21 protein-coding genes are annotated in these 19,874 nt (G+C 72.6%); 7 read left to right on the top strand and 14 right to left on the bottom strand.

Translation table 11 applies throughout. The annotated features are described in order from the left end of the window. Positions 1-77: 77 nt before the first annotated feature. The 6 genes from ACF1AL_RS23940 to ACF1AL_RS23915 all read right to left on the bottom strand — a co-directional run bounded on the left by ACF1AL_RS23940 (position 78) and on the right by ACF1AL_RS23915 (position 5,403). Positions 78-761, bottom strand: coding sequence for an ABC transporter ATP-binding protein (locus ACF1AL_RS23940; protein WP_391827302.1), 684 nt, complete (start codon positions 759-761; stop codon positions 78-80). Between the two features lie 143 nt (positions 762-904). Continuing rightward, positions 905-2,335 (bottom strand): ABC transporter permease, encoded by a 1,431-nt coding sequence (locus ACF1AL_RS23935; RefSeq protein ID WP_391827300.1) that lies wholly within the window; start codon positions 2,333-2,335, stop codon positions 905-907. A 99-nt stretch (positions 2,336-2,434) separates the two neighbouring features. After that, positions 2,435-2,980, bottom strand: coding sequence for a hypothetical protein (locus tag ACF1AL_RS23930; protein ID WP_391827298.1), 546 nt, complete (start codon positions 2,978-2,980; stop codon positions 2,435-2,437). A 2-nt stretch (positions 2,981-2,982) separates the two neighbouring features. Continuing rightward, the gene (locus ACF1AL_RS23925) at positions 2,983-3,489 is read right to left on the bottom strand and encodes a GNAT family N-acetyltransferase (RefSeq protein WP_391705205.1); all 507 of its coding nucleotides are present in this window, start codon (positions 3,487-3,489) and stop codon (positions 2,983-2,985) included. A gap of 89 nt (positions 3,490-3,578) precedes the next feature. Beyond that, entirely contained in the window at positions 3,579-4,826 is a 1,248-nt protein-coding gene (locus ACF1AL_RS23920) for an Ig-like domain-containing protein (RefSeq protein ID WP_391819362.1), read from the bottom strand. Positions 4,827-5,049: 223 nt separating this feature from the next. After that, positions 5,050-5,403 (bottom strand): hypothetical protein, encoded by a 354-nt coding sequence (locus tag ACF1AL_RS23915; RefSeq protein WP_366840006.1) that lies wholly within the window; start codon positions 5,401-5,403, stop codon positions 5,050-5,052. A 154-nt stretch (positions 5,404-5,557) separates the two neighbouring features. Between ACF1AL_RS23915 and ACF1AL_RS23910 the strand changes: the two genes are divergently transcribed. Next, the gene (locus tag ACF1AL_RS23910) at positions 5,558-5,890 is read left to right on the top strand and encodes an LPXTG cell wall anchor domain-containing protein (protein WP_391827564.1); all 333 of its coding nucleotides are present in this window, start codon (positions 5,558-5,560) and stop codon (positions 5,888-5,890) included. Between the two features lie 143 nt (positions 5,891-6,033). Here ACF1AL_RS23910 and hutH read toward each other — a convergent pair whose 3' ends face one another. The 4 genes from hutH to ACF1AL_RS23890 form a co-directional block, all read right to left on the bottom strand. Beyond that, positions 6,034-7,572: a histidine ammonia-lyase gene (gene hutH / locus ACF1AL_RS23905; RefSeq protein WP_386584392.1), complete on the bottom strand. Its 1,539-nt coding sequence runs from the start codon at positions 7,570-7,572 to the stop codon at positions 6,034-6,036. Positions 7,573-7,783: 211 nt separating this feature from the next. Continuing rightward, the gene (locus tag ACF1AL_RS23900; protein WP_384208701.1) at positions 7,784-8,926 is read right to left on the bottom strand and encodes a diguanylate cyclase domain-containing protein; all 1,143 of its coding nucleotides are present in this window, start codon (positions 8,924-8,926) and stop codon (positions 7,784-7,786) included. A 191-nt stretch (positions 8,927-9,117) separates the two neighbouring features. Beyond that, the gene (locus tag ACF1AL_RS23895) at positions 9,118-9,918 is read right to left on the bottom strand and encodes an enoyl-CoA hydratase/isomerase family protein (RefSeq protein ID WP_384208699.1); all 801 of its coding nucleotides are present in this window, start codon (positions 9,916-9,918) and stop codon (positions 9,118-9,120) included. Between the two features lie 172 nt (positions 9,919-10,090). Then, positions 10,091-10,678, bottom strand: a complete 588-nt coding sequence (locus ACF1AL_RS23890; protein WP_391827295.1) for a hypothetical protein — start codon at positions 10,676-10,678, stop codon at positions 10,091-10,093. 94 nt (positions 10,679-10,772) lie between these two features. Here ACF1AL_RS23890 and ACF1AL_RS23885 point away from each other — a divergent pair, with 94 nt between their 5' ends. Continuing rightward, on the top strand, positions 10,773-11,312 hold the full coding sequence (locus ACF1AL_RS23885) for a hypothetical protein (RefSeq protein ID WP_391827293.1): 540 nt from the start codon (positions 10,773-10,775) through the stop codon (positions 11,310-11,312). A gap of 59 nt (positions 11,313-11,371) precedes the next feature. Here ACF1AL_RS23885 and ACF1AL_RS23880 read toward each other — a convergent pair whose 3' ends face one another. Both ACF1AL_RS23880 and ACF1AL_RS23875 read right to left on the bottom strand, forming a co-directional pair. After that, positions 11,372-12,475: an adenylate/guanylate cyclase domain-containing protein gene (locus ACF1AL_RS23880; protein ID WP_366840001.1), complete on the bottom strand. Its 1,104-nt coding sequence runs from the start codon at positions 12,473-12,475 to the stop codon at positions 11,372-11,374. Between the two features lie 460 nt (positions 12,476-12,935). Beyond that, positions 12,936-13,796 carry a biotin--[acetyl-CoA-carboxylase] ligase gene (locus tag ACF1AL_RS23875; RefSeq protein WP_391827291.1) on the bottom strand — a complete coding sequence of 287 codons (861 nt, stop codon included), beginning with the start codon at positions 13,794-13,796 and terminating at the stop codon, positions 12,936-12,938. A gap of 111 nt (positions 13,797-13,907) precedes the next feature. Between ACF1AL_RS23875 and ACF1AL_RS23870 the strand changes: the two genes are divergently transcribed. Then, positions 13,908-15,503 (top strand): acyl-CoA carboxylase subunit beta, encoded by a 1,596-nt coding sequence (locus tag ACF1AL_RS23870; RefSeq protein WP_391827289.1) that lies wholly within the window; start codon positions 13,908-13,910, stop codon positions 15,501-15,503. 17 nt (positions 15,504-15,520) lie between these two features. Continuing rightward, complete coding sequence (locus ACF1AL_RS23865) at positions 15,521-15,730, top strand: acyl-CoA carboxylase epsilon subunit (RefSeq protein ID WP_366842227.1); 210 nt, start codon at positions 15,521-15,523, stop codon at positions 15,728-15,730. Positions 15,731-15,740: 10 nt separating this feature from the next. On the opposite strand, the gene ACF1AL_RS23860 is transcribed toward ACF1AL_RS23865, so the two are convergent. Continuing rightward, positions 15,741-16,892 carry an SGNH/GDSL hydrolase family protein gene (locus ACF1AL_RS23860; RefSeq protein WP_391827287.1) on the bottom strand — a complete coding sequence of 384 codons (1,152 nt, stop codon included), beginning with the start codon at positions 16,890-16,892 and terminating at the stop codon, positions 15,741-15,743. Between the two features lie 117 nt (positions 16,893-17,009). Between ACF1AL_RS23860 and mmpB the strand changes: the two genes are divergently transcribed. Then, positions 17,010-17,138 (top strand): morphogenic membrane protein MmpB, encoded by a 129-nt coding sequence (gene mmpB / locus ACF1AL_RS23855; protein WP_366842224.1) that lies wholly within the window; start codon positions 17,010-17,012, stop codon positions 17,136-17,138. 143 nt (positions 17,139-17,281) lie between these two features. Then, entirely contained in the window at positions 17,282-17,902 is a 621-nt protein-coding gene (locus ACF1AL_RS23850) for a Maf family protein (RefSeq protein ID WP_391662104.1), read from the top strand. Here the strand turns inward: ACF1AL_RS23850 and ACF1AL_RS23845 are convergent. Further along, a complete protein-coding gene (locus ACF1AL_RS23845; protein WP_386916253.1) occupies positions 17,871-18,329 on the bottom strand; it encodes a hypothetical protein in 459 nt (152 codons plus the stop codon). The two genes, ACF1AL_RS23850 and ACF1AL_RS23845, sit on opposite strands and share 32 nt — an antisense overlap. A 379-nt stretch (positions 18,330-18,708) precedes the next feature. On the opposite strand from ACF1AL_RS23845, the gene ACF1AL_RS23840 reads away from it, so the two are divergent. After that, positions 18,709-19,874 (top strand): acetyl/propionyl/methylcrotonyl-CoA carboxylase subunit alpha (locus tag ACF1AL_RS23840; RefSeq protein WP_391827285.1); only part of this gene is annotated, 1,166 nt, incomplete at its 3' end.

The raw sequence follows: 19,874 nt of genomic DNA, 5'->3' as shown, positions 1-19,874 counted from the left end.
TCCCGTACGTCTGCACGTCAACCCCCCGGGGTGCGCAGTATGCCGGGGGGTGATCACCACCTCAATACGGCCCAGGGCTACGCGCTGGGGTTTTCCGTCACGGTGATCCGGCCCTTGCGGATGGTCGCGAGCCGGGGTGCCCTGCGGGCGATGGCGGAGTCGTGCGTGACCATCACGAAGGTCAGCCCGTGCTCCTTCCACATGCGCTCCAGCACCTCCATCACCTCGTCGCGCATGCCCTCGTCGAGGTTGCCGGTGGGCTCGTCGGCGAGCAGCACCTTCGGCCGCTTGACCAGCGCGCGGGCGATCGCGACGCGCTGCTGCTGGCCGCCGGACATCTCGCCCGGCAGATGCGCGAGCCGCTCGCCGAGCCCCACGGAGGCCAGCGCCTCGGCGGCCCGCTCGCGTCGCTGACCGGCCTTCACCCCGAGCGGTACGAGGGCGGTCTCGACGTTCTCCTGGGCGGTCAGGGTGGGGATGAGGTTGAACGACTGGAAGACGAAACCGATGGTCTCGCTGCGCACCCGGGTGAGCCGGGCCTCCGGCAACTTGGCCAGATCGACACCGTCGAGGACGACGTCGCCGGAGGTGGGCCGGTCCAGCCCGCCGAGCATCTGCAGCAACGTGGACTTGCCGCCGCCGGTCGGGCCCTGGATGACGAGCCGGTCGCCGTCGTGGATGGTGAGGTCGACGCCGTCGAGGGCATGGACGGTGTCCTTGCCGCGGGCGTAGCGCTTGGTGACGCCGTTGAGTTCGTACATGGGTCGTAGAGCTCCTGGGGTGGCGGGGGGTGGGCCGGAGGGCCTTGAGGCCAGGGGGCCGGGGGCCGGGGGCCTCGTTGAGGCGGGACCGTGGGGCGGGGGGCCGCGAGGCCGGGGGCCGGGGGCCGGGGCCGGGGGGCCGTCTACTCGACGCGGCGCAGCGCGTCGGCCGGACGCAGCCGGGAGGCCCGCCAGCCGCCGAACGCCCCGGCGATCAGCCCGCCGGCCACGGCGAGGCCGACGGCGAGTGCGACGGTGGTGAGGGAGACGGGCGCGGTGAGCGCGACGTCGAGGCTGCGCTCGGCGAGGCGCCGGCCGGGCCCGCCGAAGCCACCACCGCCGCCTCCGGAGCCGTTTCCACCGAGCTGCGCTTGCAGCGTGGGACTCACGGCGGTGACGGCGTACGCCCCCGCGAGCCCGAGCGCGATGCCGAGCGACCCGCCGATCAGCCCGTTGACGACGGCCTCCCCGACGACCTGCCCGGTGACCCGCCCGGACTTCCACCCGAGGGCCTTGAGCGTGCCGAACTCCCGTACACGCCGCGAGACGGCGGAGGAGGTGAGCAGTCCGGCGACGAGGAACGCGGCGACCAGCACCACGACGGACAGCCACTTGCCGACGCTGGTGGCGAGGGAGGAGGCCGTGGACAGCGACCCGGAGACGGTGTCGGCGAGGTCGGCGGAGGTGGTGACGGTGGTACCGGAGACGTTCTTCTGGATGGCGGCCTTGACGCCGTCGATCTTCTGGGAGTCGGCCGCCTTGACGTAGATGGTGGTGACCTTGTCCTTGGCGTCGGCGAGGGTCTGGGCCCGCGTCAGCGGAAGGTACACGTTGGCGGCGGCGTCCCCGCTGTCGGCGGTGGCGATCCCGACGACCGTGAACTTGACGCTCTTGATGGTCAGGACGGACCCGACGGAGAGCTTGTTCTCCGTGGCGTACGCGGAGTCCACGACGGCGACGGCCGCGGCACCCTCCGAGGTTTTGAACGTCCGGCCACGGGTGATCTTCGAGGAGGTCAGCGGCCCGAGGGCGGGCTTGGTGACGTCGGTGCCGTAGACGGAGTAGTTGTTGATGTCGAAGTCGGCGCCGCCGCCCCTGACTTCACCACCCGGCTGCCCGTACCCCCGTGGACCCGCCTGTCCGCCCTCCTGCTGGAACTGCCCCCGGGTGAACTGCCCGCTGACCTTGAGCACGCGCAGACTCAGGCCTCCCACCGCGTCGGCGACGCCGCTCTGCTGCCCGACCTTGGCCACGGTGGAGGAGGCCAGCGTCTGGAACCCCTGGACCATGACCCGGTCACTGCTCTGCTCGGTGCCGTCGCCGCTGTCCCGCGCGTCGAACTGGAACCGCGGCCGCTGCGCCCCGTCGGCCGCGGGCGCGGCGGCCTTGGTGACGGTCATGTCGGTGCCCAGCCCGTACAGCGACTGCAGCACGGTGTCCTGCGCCTTCCCCATGCCGGCAGACACGGAGTTGACGACGATGACGAGCGCGATCCCGAGCGCCAGCCCGGAGGCGACGACGAGCGCCGCCTTTCTACGGCGCCGCAACTCGCGCCTGAGGTAGGTGAAGAACATGCGGGGGAAGCTAGGTGCGGCGCGTGATGGCCACATAAGCGCCCCATAAAAGAAGGATGAGAAGCCCTGGGCGCCAACACGACGGCCGGTGAGGGTACGTCAGCCGGAAGGCCGAGCCCCCGACTCCTCCGCCACCCAGCGAACGTCGTCCGCCTCCAGGGTCCCCTCGTCGCTGACGAAGAAGACGCCGTTCCGGTAGAAACGGCAGAAGGCCTCCACCATCGCCCCGACGCTCGGATACACGATGTCCGTCTCGCCGCCGATCATGACATGGGCGACCGGGGGATGTTCCCGCGCCCGCTCACACACCACCGCGTAGAAGTCTCCGCCCCCGGTCGCCAGCAGCGGCACGTAGAAGTCACCGAGAACCGGGTCGTCACTGCCGTACCCGTCCCGCACCGCCGCGGCTTCCCGCACGGAGAGGGGTTCGTACCCCGGCACGAGGACGGCATCGTCCTGGACCTGCCCCGGCGCGTACGCCACCCCGTTCGACCACCCGAACCAGGTCGCCACATCCCCCGGCACAGCCCGCCCGAACACCGCCTCGACCTCCTCCACGGGCACTCCGGGCGCGCGGGACGCCACGACGGGGCGCTGCAGCGCTTCCGCCGCGCGCCACAAGGTCTCGATCGACTGGATCAGCACCTTCAGCACCCCTGACCGGGAGGGGAAGCGGCGAGGCGGCGTTCGTAGCGCATGCCCGGTCGTCCGCCGACGGGGGTCTCGCCCAGGGGGGTGAAGCCCGTCGCGGTGAGGACGGCCATGGAGGCCGGGTTGGTCAGGGTGGTTCTGGCCGTCAGGGCCGACAGGCCGTAGGTGTCGGCCGCCAGGCGGCACACCTCCCGTACCGCCGCCTTCGCCACCCCGCGGCCCGTGAAGCGTTCGCCGACGCGGTAGCCGAGTTCGGCGGTGCCGGAGGCCACGTCGACCAGGTTGATGCGGCCCGCGAGGGTGCCGTCGGGCGTCAGGATCACGTGGAAGTGGCAGACGCCTGCCTCCTGTTCCGCCAGGAGGGCCGCGTGGCGGGCCGGGAAGTCCGTGAAGTACGCGTCGCCGCGGTCGGGGATCGTGCGGGCGAAGTACGCGCGGTTGACGCGTTCGAAGGCCAGCAGCGCGTCCGCGTGGTCCGGGCGCAGGCGTTCCAGTCGGATCATGGGCGGGAGCGTACGGAACAACGGCGAAGGCGGCCGCCCCTTTTGCGGGCGGCCGCCTTCGTTCGCGTCCGTGAGGAGGGGGGCAGGCGTCAGATCGCCGAGCCCGCCTTCCACTGGGACCAGCTCATGTTCCAGCCGTTGAGGCCGTTGTCGGGGGCGACGGTCTTGTCGCCGGTGTTCTGGACGACGACCACGTCACCGATGAGGGAGTGGTTGTAGAACCACGCGGCGGGCGTCGACGGGTCGTTCGCGCCCTTGGTGTCGGACAGGCCGACGCAGCCGTGGCTGGTGTTGACCGAGCCGAAGATGGACTTGGCGCCCCAGTAGTTGCCGTGGATGAAGGTGCCGGAGTTGGTCAGGCGCATGGCGTGCGGCACGTCCTTGATGTCGTACTCGCCCTTGCCGTCGTCGTCGGTGAAGCCGACCGTCGCGCCGTTCATCCGGGTCTCCTTGAACTTCTCGGAGATCACCATCTGGCCCTCGTACGTCTTGTTGTCGGGCGAGCCGGCGGAGATCGGGATGGTCTTGACGACCTTGCCGTTCTGGGTGACCTTCATCTCCTTGGTCTTGGCGTCGACGTAGGAGACCTGGTTGCGGCCGATCTGGAAGGACACCGTCTTCTGCTGCACGCCGTAGACGCCGGACGCGCCCTCGACGCCGTCCAGCGCGAGCTTGAGGGTGACGGTGGAGCCGCCCTGCCAGTACTGCTCGGGGCGGCAGTCCATGCGGTTGGCGCTGAACCAGTGGCAGGCGACGTCCTGGCCGCTGCTGGAGGAGACCGTGATGCCCTTCTGGACGGCCGCCTTGTGGGTGATCGCCTTGTTGAAGGTGATCGACACCGGCATGCCGACGCCGACCGTGGCGCCGTTCTCCGGGTTGAAGTTGGCTATGAAGCTGTTGGCCGGCGAGACGGTCGTGAAGGACGCGTTCTCGTGGGCGACCCGGCCGTCCTTGTCGGTGGCCTCCGCCGCCACCTTGTAGGTGGTGGAGCGCTGCAGTTGGACGCTCGGCTTCCAGCTGGTCTTGTCCGAGGACAGCTCGCCCTGGATCTGCTTGCCGTCCGTGGAGGTCATCGTCACGTTCGTGAGCGTGCCCTTGCTCACCGTGACGGCCGCGGAGTTGTTGATGGAGGCGTTGGTGGAGCCGTCCTTGGGCGTGATCGTGATCTGGGCCTCGGACGACTTCTGGGCCGCCGCCTCGTCGACCTTGGCCTGTGAGGTGTCGCCGCCGTCGCCGGCGGACGCCTTCTCGCCGCCGGTACAGCCGGTGAGCACCAGCACACCGCCGAGCAGTGCGGACGCGGCCATCAGGCCCTTGCGCCGCTTACCCTCCGTCATCACACGCTTCTCCATCGTTGCCGATTCCCGAAAACCCCGAGTGTCCCCGTAAGAACGTTCAACGCTACGACCGGTTCGTCCCGTTCCATATCCCTCGGATATGTGGGGCACACCACGCAGCCCGGGCGGGCCGGTGGTGCCGGTGTCGGTCAGTGCGTCCCCTGAGACGGCGAAACCCCGGACGGCGGTTGCCGCCCGGGGCCAGGTTTCCCCCCGCGCGACCTCAGCCGGTGTGCGCCTCGTCGTCCTCGTCGTCGTCCTCTTCGCCATCATCCTCGTCCAGTTCCCAGTCCGGCGAGTCAGGGTCGTAGTCGATCCGCTCACTGGACCAGGAGGCCTGCTGCAGCTCCACCCCCGGCACCTCGCTGACCAGGTCGAACGGGTCGACGAGATAGGCGAGAGCCTCCGCGGTGTCTTCCGTCACAGCGCCCTCGGCGTGTGCCCGTTCCGCCTCCGGCATCTCCGGGTCGTCGGCCAGCCGGCGCAGCGCGGCCGCGGTCACCGCCTGCTCGTCGTCCACCTCCAGCACGAGTTCCACGCGAAGCCGCACAAAACGTGATGTCTCTTCAGTGGTCATGGCGGGAGAGTAAGGCTCCCTGCTCCCACAACTTTCCCGCGACCCGCGCCTTTCATTAGCATCGCCCCAAGCATTGGCCCGCGCGGCCAATTCGCCGGCCAATTCGCCAGCGCCACAAGGGGATCGATAGTCCGTGTCATCCGCCCGCCGCTCGTTGCTGACCGCCACCGCCGCGGCGACCCTTCTGGGCGCCCTGTGGTTCGTCCCGTCCGCCAACGCGACGTCGGAGTCGCCGGCGAGAGCGCAGACCACATCGGCGCAGGCCGGGGTGAGCGCGCGGGCCGGCACCACCGCCGCGGACACCGCCTCCCTGTCGGACGCCGCGACCGTCGCCGACACCGCCGCCGCGTCCGGCACCGACGACACCCAACTCGCCGACACCGGAAGCTTCGACACCACGCCGTACGTCGTCGGCGGCACGGTCTTCCTCTCCCTCGGCGCCGGTTTCGTCGTCTACTCGGTACGCCGCGAACGCCTCGGTTTCTGACCGGCCTCCGACTCCTCGGCGGTCGAGAGCGTCCGAGGGGCGGGGTGCGCGGGAGCGCAGACGTGGAAGGGGCCCTGCCGCACTCCGGTGCGGCAGGGCCCCTTCGCTCGGCCTTCTCCCGTCCTGCTCGGCCCTGTTCCGTCCTACTGCAGCGGGCCGGTCACCGACTCCGCCGCGGCGACCAGCCGCCCGTCGCGCACGAAGGCGTCCGCCGCCGCCAGGTCGGGCGCCAGGAAGCGGTCCGCGCCCGGGCCCCCGACCCCGGCCGCCCGTGCGGCCTCGATGACGGCCTGCGAGGCGGGCGCCGGCGTCAGGCCCTCGCGCAGCTCGATCGCGCGTGTGGCGGCGTACAGCTCGACGGCGATCACGCGCGTGAGGTTGTCGACGGCTGTGCGCAGCTTGCGCGCGGCCGACCAGCCCATCGACACGTGGTCCTCCTGCATGGCGGAGGACGGGATGGAGTCCGCCGAGGCCGGTACGGCGAGCCGCTTCATCTCGCTGACCAGCGCGGCCTGCGTGTACTGGGCGATCATCAGCCCGGAGTCCACGCCGGCGTCGTCGGCGAGGAACGGCGGCAGGCCGTGGCTGCGGTTCTTGTCCAGCAGCCGGTCGGTGCGCCGCTCGGCGATGGAGGCGAGGTCGGCGGCGGCGATGGCGAGGAAGTCCAGCACGTAGGCGACCGGGGCGCCGTGGAAGTTGCCGTTGGACTCGACGCGGCCGTCGGGCAGGACGACCGGGTTGTCGACGGCCGAGGCCAGCTCGCGCTCGGCGACCAGCCGGGCGTGCGCGACGGTGTCGCGCCCGGCGCCCGCGACCTGCGGCGCGCACCGCACCGAGTAGGCGTCCTGGACGCGCGGCGCGTCGTCCTGGTGGTGGCCCGTGAGGCCGGAGCCCTTGAGGACGGCCAGCATGTTGGCGGCGGAGGCGCCCTGTCCCGGGTGCGGGCGGATGGCGTGCAGCTCGGGCGCCAGCACCTTGTCGGTGCCGAGCAGGCCCTCCAGGGACAGGGCGGCCGTGATGTCCGCGGACTTGTAGAGGCGGTCCAGGTCGGCGAGCGCCATGACCAGCATGCCGAGCATGCCGTCGGTGCCGTTGAGGAGGGCCAGGCCCTCCTTCTCGCGCAGTTCCACGGGCTGGATGCCGTGCTCGGCGAGCAGCTCGGCGGCGGGCCGTACGACGCCGTCGGGGCCCTCGGCCTCGCCCTCGCCCATCAGGGTGAGAGCGCAGTGCGAGAGGGGGGCGAGGTCGCCGGAGCAGCCGAGGGAGCCGTACTCGTGGACGACGGGGGTGATACCGGCGTTGAGGAGGTCCGCCATGGTCTGCGCGACCTCGGGGCGTACGCCGGTGTGGCCCGAGCAGACGGTCTTCAGCCGCAGGAACATCAGGGCGCGGACGACCTCCCGCTCCACCCGCGGGCCCATGCCGGCGGCGTGGGAGCGGACGATGTTGCGCTGGAGCTGGGTGCGCAGCTCGCGGCTGATGTGGCGGGTGGCCAGGGCGCCGAATCCGGTGGAGACGCCGTAGACGGGGTCCGGCTTGGCGGCCAGCGCGTCCACTATCTCGCGGGCCGCGGCGAGGGCCGCCACCGCTTCCCCGGAAAGCTCGACACGGGCGCCGTCACGCGCCACCGCGAGAACGTCGGACGCGGTCACTCCGGACGTCCCCACCACCACAGTGTGCATATCCATATTCAGGAGCGTACGCATTGAAGACGGAGATGTCACCAGTGGGGGGCGGGAGTGCCCCTTACGACGGGGCGGGCCAGCGAGAGTGCGGGGCCTGCGTGGCCTTGCGGGGCCTTGCGGGACCTTGCAGGGATGGGCGTGCAGGCCCTGCGGGGCGGGGGCGCCGTGGGTCCTGGGGATGCCGTGGGCCCGGGGTGCCGTCGGCAGGTTACAGGCGGCCCCTGAAGCTGCGGCGTTCCGCCGTGGATTCCGTGGTGGGCTGGTCCGCCAGGCGGATCACCGGGTCGTCGGGTCCCTCCTGGCCGGCCACCACCGGGCGGGTGGAGCGTTCGGCCTTCGCCCGATACTGGGCGGCGTCCGCCAGACGGAACAGACGGCGGGCCGAGCGCACCGGGCCGATCGGCTCCTCGGTGGAGGCCACCCCGCAGGCCACGCCCTCCCCCAGTTCCAGTTCGGCGGCCCTGCGGCACAGCTCGTCGGCGACCTTGACGACGTCCTGGGCGGGCGGACCGACGGCCAGCAGGCAGAACTCGTCACCGCCGAGCCGCGCGGCCAGCGCACCCGGCAGCATGGCCCCGCACAGCGACAGCACCGAGCCGAAACGTTCCAGCAGCCGGTCGCCGACCGCGTGCCCGAGCGTGTCGTTGACGTTCTTGAGCCCGTTCAGGTCGCACACCACGAGGCTGACCACCGCACCGTCCCGGCGGTGCCGTTCGATCGCCTCGTCCAGGCGGGCGTCCACGGCACGGCGGTTGGCGAGGCCGGTCAGCGCGTCCGTGAAGGCCAGCCGGCGCGCCTCCTGGAGCCGTTCGGTCTGCGCCAGGCCCGCGGCGGCCACCGCGGCCAGCACCGTCGCGAAGTCCGCGTCGCCCCGGTCGAAGACGGGAGCGCCGACCCGGCGCGCCACGTACAGCTCGCCCCAGGCCCGGCCGTGCATGACGATCGGCGCGACCACACAGCACCCGCGCCCGCGGCGGCGCAGGGCGGCGACCCGCTGGTGGCAGTACCCGGCGTGGTCCGCGGTCGGACCCTGCGCGGTCTCCACCCACGCGTTGGGCTCACCGCCCGCCGCCCACCGCTCGTGCAGGAACTCCGTGATCTCCGGGAACTGGTGGACCGGGTACGTCTCGTCCACCGGGAACTCCGCCTCCTCCGGGGCGCGGTCCCCCACGTTCACCAGGACCCGCAGCCGGCCAAGGTCCCGTTCCCACACCGAGAGCGCGGCGAAGCTCCCGGCCAGTGCGCGGCACCCGCCGAGCGCCGCCGCCCGCCACGACTCGCGCGGGCTGTGCGCCGCGGCCATCCCCTGCGCGAGAGCCACCACAGCCGCGAGCCGCCTGTCCTCACCCATTGCTCCAGGCTAGGGAGGTTTTGCCCGAATCGGTGCGTTAATGGGGCGAACAGGTGTGTGCGGGTTCTGGTCCTCCTCGGTGAACGCCCCATGAGGGGTGCCGCGAACACCCCGGAAAGGGTGCCGCGATCACCCCGGAAGGGGCGCTCGCCCCGGACCGGCCGCCGCCGGCCGTGCGTGGCAGCCCTCGCTCACTCCCCCGGCCACTGCGGCGCGCGCTTCTCGTTGAACGCCGCCACGCCCTCCGCACGGTCGCCCGAGAACGCCACCGCCCGCCATGCCGCGTCCTCGACCTCCAGGCCCGCCTTCAGATCCAGGCCGTGCCCCAGCCGCAGCGCCCGCTTCGCCGCGCGCAGGCCCACCGGGGAGTTCTTGGCGATGCCCGCGGCCAGGCTCAACGCCTCCTCGCGGTCGCGGCCCGCGTCCACGAGACGGTCGACCAGTCCCAGCCCGGCCGCCTCCGCGGCCTCCAGGCGCCGCGCGGTGAAGATCAGCTCGGCGGCCTTCGCCGCGCCGACCCGCCGCGGCAGCAGCTGCGTCCCGCCGCCGCCCGGGATCACGCCCACTGACACCTCCGGCAGCCCCACCACCGCCGTACCGTCGGCCACGATCAGGTCGCAGGACAGCGCGAGCTCGAAGCCGCCGCCGAGCGCGAAGCCGTGCACGGCCGCGATCGTCGGCATCGGCAGGTCCAGCACGCCGGTGTACGCCCCGCGGGCCACCGGGCGCTGCCGTACCAGATCGGCGTCGGAAAAGGAGTTGCGCTCCTTCAGGTCGGCGCCCACGCAGAACGCCCGCTCGTGCGTCGAGGTCAGCACCACCACCCGTACGTCCCGGTCCTCGCCCAGCGCCGTGCACGCGGCGGCGATCGAGCGGGCCATCTCGGTGGAGACCGCGTTCATGGCCTTGGGCCGGTCGAGGGCGAGCTCCGCGACATGCCCGTCCTCGTGCCGCCGCACCAGCACGAACTCCCCGAACCGCTCCTCGCTCATGACACCCTCCCGGTTAACGCGGGTTAACAGACGACAACGGCCCGATCATCGCAGGCCGACCGCGTCCGGGAAAGAGCCGGACCTCCGCCGCGCCACCCGCCGATTACCCGTTCGAGTGACATCCCGCCCAAAACCGGGTCCACCGTCCGGGGGAGCGCATAACGTGCGTGCGCTACGGCGCATCGGGGGCGCGAGCGCAGGAGGGGACGGTCACGATGACGACGGAGACACCGGCGGGCAGAGGCAACGACGCCACGGCGAAGAGCGCGGCGGGAAAGGCCCCGGCGGCCGGCACAGCCGCCGCGCAGCAGGCGGAATCGGCGCCGTCGGGGGGCGCGGCGTCGCCGAAGGCCCCGGCGTCACCTGAGGCCACGGCGTCGCCGAAGGCCACCGCACCCGCGGGACCCATGGCGTCCCCGGAAGCCACGGCGTCCCGGAAAGCGACGGCGGCCGACAATGCCGCCGCCCCGTCCGCGCCGTCCGACGCCAAGACGGCGCGGATATCGCCTGCCCCAGCCCACAAGAAGCCGCCGACCGCGCCGGCGACCCCCGCGAAGACGACGGCCCCGCCCGCCACCACCGCACGGAAAGCGACCGCCCCCACCGCGCCGCCCACCCCGTCCCACGCCAAAACTGCGCAGATACCAGCCGCCCCGGCGGCCACGAAGCCGCCGACCGCGCCGGTGGCCCCCAAGACGACGGCGGCCCCGCCCACCCCCACCTCACGGGGAACGGCCGCTCCCACCCCGCCGGTCACCACCGCGCCGCGTCCCTCCCCCCGACCGCGTCCCGCAGGGCAGGAACGCCCCTCGGAGCGCGTCCTCCGCGGGCGGCATCGGCGGCCCCGCCGTCGTGTGCTGCTCGCCGCCGCAGGGCTCGCGCTGGCCGCCGGTGTGCTGAGCCTCGTACGGCTCGCGCCCGAGTCCGGCGTGCCCGGCCTCGGCACCGCGGAGGCCGGGCCCCGCACCGACCTCGACCCCGGACGCCGTACCGCCACCGAGCGGTCCACCGACACCTCCGCCACCGTCTCCGCCGCCCCGCGCCCCGGCGCCACGGCGGCGGACGTCATGGGCGGGGTGAGCGCCACCGCGACCCCGGGAGGCGTCAGCCGCTTCCCGCTGCCGGCCGGTGGTCCGTCCTCGTCGGCGGCCGCCGTACCCGGCGCGCCCGCCGGCACCACCTCCGCCGCGCCCTGGACACCGCCCGCCACGCCCGGCACCGGGCCCTCGGCCACCGATCCCGCCCCGGCGCCCCCGCCGCCGGCACCGTCGGCCAGCAGTGGCCCCACGACCCCGCCACCCGGCCAGACCGGTCACCCGGGGCAGCCCGACGACCCCGGAGCGGGCCTCTGCCTGCCGATCATCCGCATCTGCGTGGGACTGGGGCTGGGCTGATCAGCGACCACGGACTGCCCCCGCTCCGTCCCGTCCGAGCGGCCGCCCGGACGGGTCCGCTACGAGCGGCCCTCGTCCCGCCGGCTCAGCAGCCACGGCTCGACCACGCCGAGGCCACGCACCGGGCGCTGGTACATCGGCTGAAGCGCGAAGCGGTACGCCGGCGGCTCCTCGCCCTCCTTCTCGGCGGCAGCCGCCTGCTCAGCCGCCTCCGCCTCCGACGCCGGCGCCTCCCCGGTGCGGATCAGCTCCTCCGCGAGGGCACTGTCGACCAGCACCGCGTCCCGCGGGGCTATCGACGTCAGCCGGGACGCCAGGTTCACGGTCGTACCGAAGACATCACCCATACGGGTGGTCACCGTGCCGAAGGCGAGGCCGACGCGCAGTTCCGGCATCGTCTCGTCGTTCGCCATCGTCTCGATCAGCCGCAGCCCGATCTCGGCCGCCGTGCCCGCGTCGTCCGCCGCGTACAGCACCTCGTCGCCGAGCGTCTTGATCAGCCGTCCGCCGCGCGCGGCCACCAGGTCGGCGGCCGTCGTCTCGAACGCCTCGACCAGCTCGCCCAGCTCCTCTTCCTCCATACGGCGGGTCAGCCGCGTGAAGCCGACCAGGTCCGCGAAGCCGACCGCGAGGCGGCGGTCCACCATCTCCTCGTCGTCACCGGCCTGGACGACCCGGCCCGTCGCGGCGGCGAGCTGGCGGCGCCAGACGTAGACCAGGAACTCCTCCAGCTCCGGGAGCAGCAGCTCGACCAGGGGGTACGTCACCTCGGTGCGGGTCATGCCGGGCTCGGGCGGCTCGGTCAGGCCCTCCAGGAAGGAATCGATCTGCCACTCCGCCAGACGGGCGGTGGTCTGCCCCGTCGACCGGGCCACCTGCACCGCCATCGCCTCGCTGAGCAGGCCCGCCTCGACCAGACCGGCGAGCCGGCGCAGGGCCAGCACGTCGGCCTCCGTCAGCGCCTTGGCCTGCCCGATGTCCGCGAACCCCATGGCACGCCAGAAGCGGGACGCCAGTTCCATGGAGACACCGGCGCTGCGGGCCGCCTGAAACGGGGTGTAGCGCCGCTCGGCGCCGAGGATCAGCTGTTCCAGGCGCAGGGTGAGGGGATCCTCACCGGAGTCGGTGGCGTCGGGTTCGGAGCCCGAGTCGTCGACGGTCACGCCTGCTGCCCTTCCGATCTGCCGCGGTCAGGTATCGACCGGCCTCCAACTTTACGGCAGGTGTGCGCCAGCTCACTCCGTCAGGTGGGCCGATGGGTGGGGTGACCGGCGTTGTCTTGCCACCCCGGGGGTGGTGGCGCCGGTCCGGCAGGGGGCTGTCGCCCCCTGGACCCCCTCGGGTCGGTTCGGGGTGGTTCGGTTGCGTCGTCCGGGTGCGGCGGGTGGGGACTGGACGCGCAGTTCCCCTTGGGTGGTGGGGTGTGCTGCGCGTCGTCACAGTGCGGGCTGTGGGGGTCTGAGCGCGCAGTTCCCCGCGCCCCTGGGTGGGGTGCACTGCCCCCTGTGACCACTCACCGTCCCCGCGGGACCCGCAGGGACGCGCCGGGCCACTCACCGTCCCCGCGCGCCCCGCAAGGGCACGCCGGGCCACTCACTCACCGTCCCCGCGCGCCGCGCAAGGTCACGCCGGGCGCAGGTGGACGATGTCGCCCGCTCCCACCGGTTCCTGGACGCCGTCCTTCGTCGCCAGGACCAGGCGGCCGTCGCCGTCGACCGCCACCGCCTCGCCCACCAGCGAGCGGTCGCCCGGCAGCTCCGCGCGGACCGTCCGGCCGAGGGTCGCGCAGCCCGCCGCGTAGGTCTCCTGGAGCCCGGACGCCGCCGGGTCGCCGCCCGCGGCACGCCACCGGCCGTACCAGTCGTCCAGGGCCCGCAGGACGCCCCGCAGCAGGGTGTCGCGGTCCGTGCTCACCGCTCCGGCGAGCGCCAGGGAGCCCGCCTGGGGCACGGGCAGTTCCTCCGCCTTGAGGGTGACGTTGATGCCGACCCCGACGACCACTCCGCCCTCGCCGGCCCGCTCCGCGAGGATGCCGCCGGCCTTGCGTTCCTCGCCGCCGACGGTGACCAGGAGGTCGTTGGGCCACTTCAGGGCCGTGTCGACGCCGGCGGCGCGGGAGAGGCCGGTGGCCACGGCGACGCCGGTCAGCAGGGGGATCCAGCCCCAGCGGGCGACGGGGACCTCCGTCGGCCGGAGCAGGACCGAGAAGAACAGGCCCGAGCGCGGCGGGGCCGTCCACTGCCGGTCCAGACGGCCGCGGCCGGCGGTCTGCTCCTCGGCGATCAGGACCGCGCCCTCGGCCGCCTTGCCCGCGGCCGCGCGGGCGACCAGGTCGGAGTTGGTGGAGCCGGTGCGCTGCACCACCTCCACGTCGGACCACAGGGCCCCCTCCCGTACCAGCCCGCGCCGCATTGCGGCGGCGTTGAGGGGCGGGCGGTCGAGGTCGGACCAACGGCTGTCGTCTGATGCATCTCGCGGCGTCATGCAAGCCACATTAGGTGTGGGAAACGCCGCACTGCCGACCGCAGGGCGCAGCACTACGCTACGGATGAGTAACCGTCCCCCCGTTTGAGCAGGCAGGGAGCCGCGATCCCGATGTCCGAGCCGGAAGAGATCGACCTTCACACGACCGCGGGCAAGCTCGCGGATCTGCAGCGCCGTATCCAGGAAGCGACGCACGCCGGCTCCGAACGCGCCGTCGAGAAGCAGCACGCCAAGGGCAAGCTGACGGCCCGTGAGCGCATCGAACTGCTCCTGGACGAGGACTCCTTCGTGGAGCTCGACGAGTTCGCCCGGCACCGCTCCACCAACTTCGGCCTGGACGCCAACCGCCCCTACGGCGACGGCGTCGTCACCGGCTACGGCACCGTCGACGGCCGCCCCGTCGCCGTCTTCTCCCAGGACTTCACCGTCTTCGGCGGCGCCCTCGGCGAAATCTACGGCCAGAAGATCTGCAAGGTCATGGACTTCGCCCTCAAGACCGGCTGCCCCGTCATCGGCATCAACGACTCCGGCGGCGCCCGCATCCAGGAAGGCGTCGCCTCCCTGGGCGCCTACGGCGAGATCTTCCGCCGCAACACCCACGCCTCCGGCGTCATCCCCCAGATCTCCCTGGTCGTCGGCCCCTGCGCGGGCGGAGCCGTCTACTCCCCCGCCATCACCGACTTCACCGTCATGGTCGACCAGACCAGCCACATGTTCATCACCGGCCCCGACGTCATCAAGACCGTCACCGGCGAAGACGTCGGCTTCGAGGAACTCGGCGGCGCCCGCACCCACAACAGCGCCTCCGGCGTCGCCCACCACATGGCCGGCGACGAGAAAGACGCCATCGAATACGTCAAGCAGCTGCTGTCCTACCTGCCCTCCAACAACCTCTCCGAGCCCCCCGCCTTCCCCGAAGAGGCCGACCTCACCGTCAGCGACGAGGACCTCGAACTCGACGCGATCGTCCCCGACTCCGCCAACCAGCCCTACGACATGCACACCGTCATCGAGCACGTCCTCGACGACGGCGAGTTCTTCGAGACCCAGGCCCTGTTCGCCCCGAACATCCTCACCGGCTTCGGCCGCGTCGAGGGCCACCCCGTCGGCATCGTCGCCAACCAGCCGATGCAGTTCGCCGGCTGCCTCGACATCGCCGCCTCCGAAAAAGCCGCCCGCTTCGTGCGCACCTGCGACGCCTTCAACCTGCCCGTGATCACCTTCGTCGACGTCCCCGGCTTCCTGCCCGGCGTCGGCCAGGAACACGAGGGCATCATCCGCCGCGGCGCCAAACTCATCTACGCCTACGCCGAGGCCACCGTCCCCCTGATCACCGTCATCACCCGCAAGGCCTTCGGCGGCGCCTACGACGTCATGGGCTCCAAGCACCTGGGCGCCGACCTCAACCTCGCCTGGCCCACCGCGCAGATCGCCGTCATGGGCGCCCAGGGCGCCGTCAACATCCTCCACCGCCGCACCCTCGCCGAAGCCGAAGCAGCCGGCGAGGACGTCGAAGCCGTGCGCGCCCGCCTCATCCGCGAGTACGAGGACGCCCTCCTCAACCCCTACATCGCCGCCGAACGCGGCTACGTCGACGCCGTCGTCAAGCCCTCCGACACCCGCCGCCACATCGTCCGCGGCCTGCGTCAACTGCGCACCAAGCGGGAAACCCTGCCCCCGAAGAAGCACGGCAACATCCCCCTCTAGGCCTGCTGGGAGCCGTCATGAACATCAAGGTCGTACGGGGAAACCCGACCCCGGAGGAGCTGGCCGCCGCACTGGCGGTGGTCCGGGCCCGCGCCGCGGCGGCGGCAGCCGCGCCGCCCGGCGCGCCCGCTCCGCGTGCCGCGTGGGCCGACCCGGCCCGCCTCGCCGGCCGCCGGGTGCCCCAGCCCGGCCCCACGGCCTGGTCGCGCACCTACTGGCCGGCCTGACCCGCCCGTTTCACAGCACGTCCGCGACGGCTTCGGCCATCACCGCGTACCCCGCGTCGTCGGGGTGCAGGTGGTCGCCGGAGTCGTACGCCGGACGCAGCCGGTCCCCGTCGCGGGGATCGGCCAGCACGCGGTGCAGGTCGGCCACCGCGTCGTACTCCCCCGAGGTGCGGATCCACTCGTTGAGGGCGTGGCTCGTCTTGGCCGCGCGCTCGCCCCAGTGGTCGGAGCCGGCGAAGGGCAGCAGCGTCGCGCCGATCACCCGGCGCAGTCCGGCCTCGCGGGCCTGACGGATCAACTCCCGGTGCCCCTCGATCAGTTCGGCGGCCGTGACGACGGGCGCCGGCTTGTAGGTGGGCTGCTCGTCGGTCTCGCTGAAGCCGATGTCGTTCAGGCCGAGCAGGACGACGAGCGTGTCGACGCCGGGGTGGTCGAGGACGTCCCGGGACAGGCGGTGGAGGGCCTTCTCGCCGTACCAGGCCGAGTCGTTGAGCAGCAGGTTGCCGCCGATGCCCGCGTTCAGTACGGGGCGGCCGGTGCGCGTGGCGAGCGCGTCCGACCAGCGGCGGTCGGCGCCGGGCGTGGAGCCGAAGCCGTCCGTGATCGAGTCGCCGAACAGGGCGATGCCGTCGGTGCGGCCGGCGTCGGTCTCGACCGCCGAGAGCACGTACCAGGACTCGGTGACCTCCGAGAACGCGTTGCCGTCGGTCTCCGTGAGCAGGTCGCCGGGGCCCCGGTGGCTGCGGGTGAAGGCCTGGGCGTGGAAGGTCGCGGGGCCGGTCGCCTCATCGAAGTGGAGGGTGACCGTCAGCGCCTCGCCCGCCGCCAGGGGCAGCTCGGCGGGGTCGCTGACCACCTGGCCGCGCGCCGGGACCAGCACGGCGTCCGCGCCGCCGAAGGTGAGCCGGCGCAGGGAGCCGGGCTCCACGGCAGCCCCGGCCGCCCCGGCAGCCCCGGCCGCCGCGCGGGCCACGGTCGCGCCCGCGATCCGCAGCGGGGAGGTGCCGTAGGCGTGCGAGAGCCGGACGCGGACCCGGCCGCCGCCCGCGGTGAGGCGGACGACCTGGCGCAGCGACTGGCGCCAGAAGCCCTCGCGGGACCAGTTCGGGGTGAAGCCTTCCGAGGGCTGCTGGGGTGACGCGGTCCAGGCGGCGGTGAACATGACGCTCCTCCAAACAGGACTTGCGTTCCATTTATAAATGGGACTGTAGCACCGTTAGCGGAAGATGAGTATGCGTACTCAGGCGGTTCGCGAGGCCCCCGCCGGACGATGGAAGGCATGCTGTGGTCCGACCCCGAGAACGAGCCGCCCGAGGACATGCGGGAGATGCAGGACATGCTGCGGCGGCTGGGCGTTCTCATGGCGGCGGCCATGGTGCTGGCGATGATCGTGATCGGCGTGAGGTGACCACTCACGCCGACCGCTCACGCCGACCGCTCCCGATGACGGCCCCGGTGGCCACTCCCCGCCACGGGAGACCCGGCGCCCTCGGCGGCGGGGCGCTCCCGGTGACGCGCCCGGACCGCGCGCCCCGCGGCTACGCTGATCGCATGACAGATCAGCCGCGCCGCCGACTCGTGCTCGCCTCCCAGTCACCCGCCCGGCTCGGACTGCTCCGGCAGGCCGGACTCGCCCCCGAGGTGATCGTCAGCGGGGTCGACGAGGACGCCGTGACCGCCCCCACCCCCGCCGAGCTGGCCCTCGCCCTCGCCGAGGCCAAGGCCTCCGTGGTCGCCGCGAAACCCGAGGTGCAGGGCGCCCTGGTGATCGGCTGCGACTCGGTGCTGGAGCTGGACGGGCAGGCCCTCGGCAAGCCCGCCGACGCCGAGGAGGCCACCGCCCGCTGGAAGACCATGCGCGGCCGCGCCGGCGTCCTGCAGACCGGCCACTGCGTGTGGGACACGCGGGCCAAGCGGTACGTCTCCGCGACCGCCTCCACCGTCGTCCGCTTCGGCGAGCCCACGGACGAGGAGATCGCCGCCTACGTCGCCTCCGGCGAGCCGCTCCACGTCGCGGGCGCCTTCACCCTCGACGGGCGCTCCGCGCCGTTCATCGACGGCATCGAGGGCGACCACGGCAACGTCATCGGCATCAGCCTGCCGCTGGTGCGCCGACTGCTGAGCGAACTGGGCGTGGGCATCACGGAGTTGTGGGCGCCGCCGGCGGAGTGACGGGCGCGTCCCCGTCCGCGTCCGCGGCGGGCTGCGGCGGGGCGTCGTACGTCATGAGGAGCAGGACGATCAGGGCGAGCACGACCACCATGAACACGAACGCGCTCCAGCCCACCAGCCCCCAGGCGAAGGCGCCCAGCAGGCCGTGCACCACGGCGGCGCTGACCAGCAGCACGCGGCCGAGCCCGGCGGGGGCGCGGTTGCGGACGGCGACGAGCAGGGCGACCACCCCGCACAGCACGAAGTAGAGCGCGAAGACCACGCCGCCGGCCTTCGAGGACGTCGCCATGACGTCCGGATCAAGGCCGGCCAGCGACATGTGCTGCTTCTCGACGACACCGGCGAGGATCCAGTTGAACCCGGCCACGCCGATCGCCTCTACGAAGAGCACGAGCGCCACCACCCACGCCACCGGTCTGCGCACCACGGTCGCCCACCCACCTTCGAGCGCGGCTCGACCCGGCCACGCCACCGTTACCCCGAGTACGTGCGATACAGCGCGAACGCTACTAACGGGTAAACCGAGGGACAAGGGTCCTGCGCATGCCAAGGAACCATTGGGCCATTCGTAGGGACTCCACAAAGAATCCGAGTGGGGCGCGGCACGCTCTCACAGAGACCTTGACCACACGGGCGGGCTAGGGTTACCCGCAGGAGTCCTGCGTATTGCGGTGCGACAAGGGATTTCGCGGGTCGAGCGAGCCTCGAATCACGCTCCGTGTGGGCAAGCTCACCATTGGGGACGGGTCGAAGTGCCGTGTCGGCAGTCCCTAAACTCGGCTTGTTTCAAGGAGGGAGCCTCAATCGTGCGCAAGGTGCTCATCGCCAACCGTGGCGAAATCGCTGTCCGCGTGGCCCGGGCCTGCCGGGACGCGGGGATCGCGAGCGTGGCCGTCTACGCCGACCCGGACCGGGACGCTCTGCACGTCCGCGCCGCGGACGAGGCGTTCGCCCTGGGCGGTGACACCCCGGCGACCAGCTACCTCGACATCGACAAGGTCCTCAAGGCCGCCAAGGAATCCGGCGCGGACGCCATCCACCCCGGCTACGGCTTCCTCTCCGAGAACGCCGACTTCGCCCAGGCCGTCCTCGACGCCGGCCTGATCTGGATCGGCCCCCCGCCGCAGGCCATCCGCGACCTCGGCGACAAGGTCGCCGCCCGCCACATCGCCCAGCGCGCCGGCGCCCCCCTGGTCGCCGGCACCCCCGACCCCGTCTCCGGCGCGGACGAGGTCGTCGCCTTCGCCAAGGAACACGGCCTGCCCATCGCCATCAAGGCCGCCTTCGGCGGCGGCGGCCGCGGCCTGAAGGTCGCCCGCACCCTGGAAGAGGTCCCCGAGCTCTACGACTCCGCCGTCCGCGAGGCCGTCGCCGCCTTCGGCCGCGGCGAATGCTTCGTCGAGCGCTACCTCGACCGCCCCCGCCACGTCGAGACCCAGTGCCTGGCCGACAAGCACGGCAACGTCGTCGTCGTCTCCACCCGCGACTGCTCCCTGCAGCGCCGCCACCAGAAACTGGTGGAGGAGGCCCCGGCCCCGTTCCTGTCCGAGGCCCAGATCGCCGAGCTCTACCGCGCCTCCAAGGCCATCCTGCGCGAGGCCGGCTACGAAGGCGCCGGCACCTGCGAATTCCTCGTCGGCCAGGACGGCACCATCTCCTTCCTCGAGGTCAACACCCGCCTCCAGGTCGAACACCCCGTCACCGAAGAAGTCGCCGGCATCGACCTCGTCCGCGAGATGTTCCGCATCGCCGACGGCGAGCCGCTCGGCTACGACGACCCCGTCCTGCGCGGCCACTCCTTCGAATTCCGCATCAACGGCGAAGACCCCGGCCGCAACTTCCTGCCCGCCCCCGGCACCGTCACCAAGTTCGACCCGCCGTCCGGTCCGGGCGTGCGCCTGGACGCCGGCGTGGAATCCGGCAGCGTGATCGGCCCCGCCTGGGACTCCCTGCTCGCCAAGCTCATCGTCAC

Source organism: Streptomyces sp. NPDC014801 (assembly GCF_043082085.1).
Lineage (GTDB): Bacteria > Actinomycetota > Actinomycetes > Streptomycetales > Streptomycetaceae > Streptomyces.
Note: the sequence above shows the minus strand (reverse complement) of the source record. Positions and strands in the feature narration are given on the sequence as shown.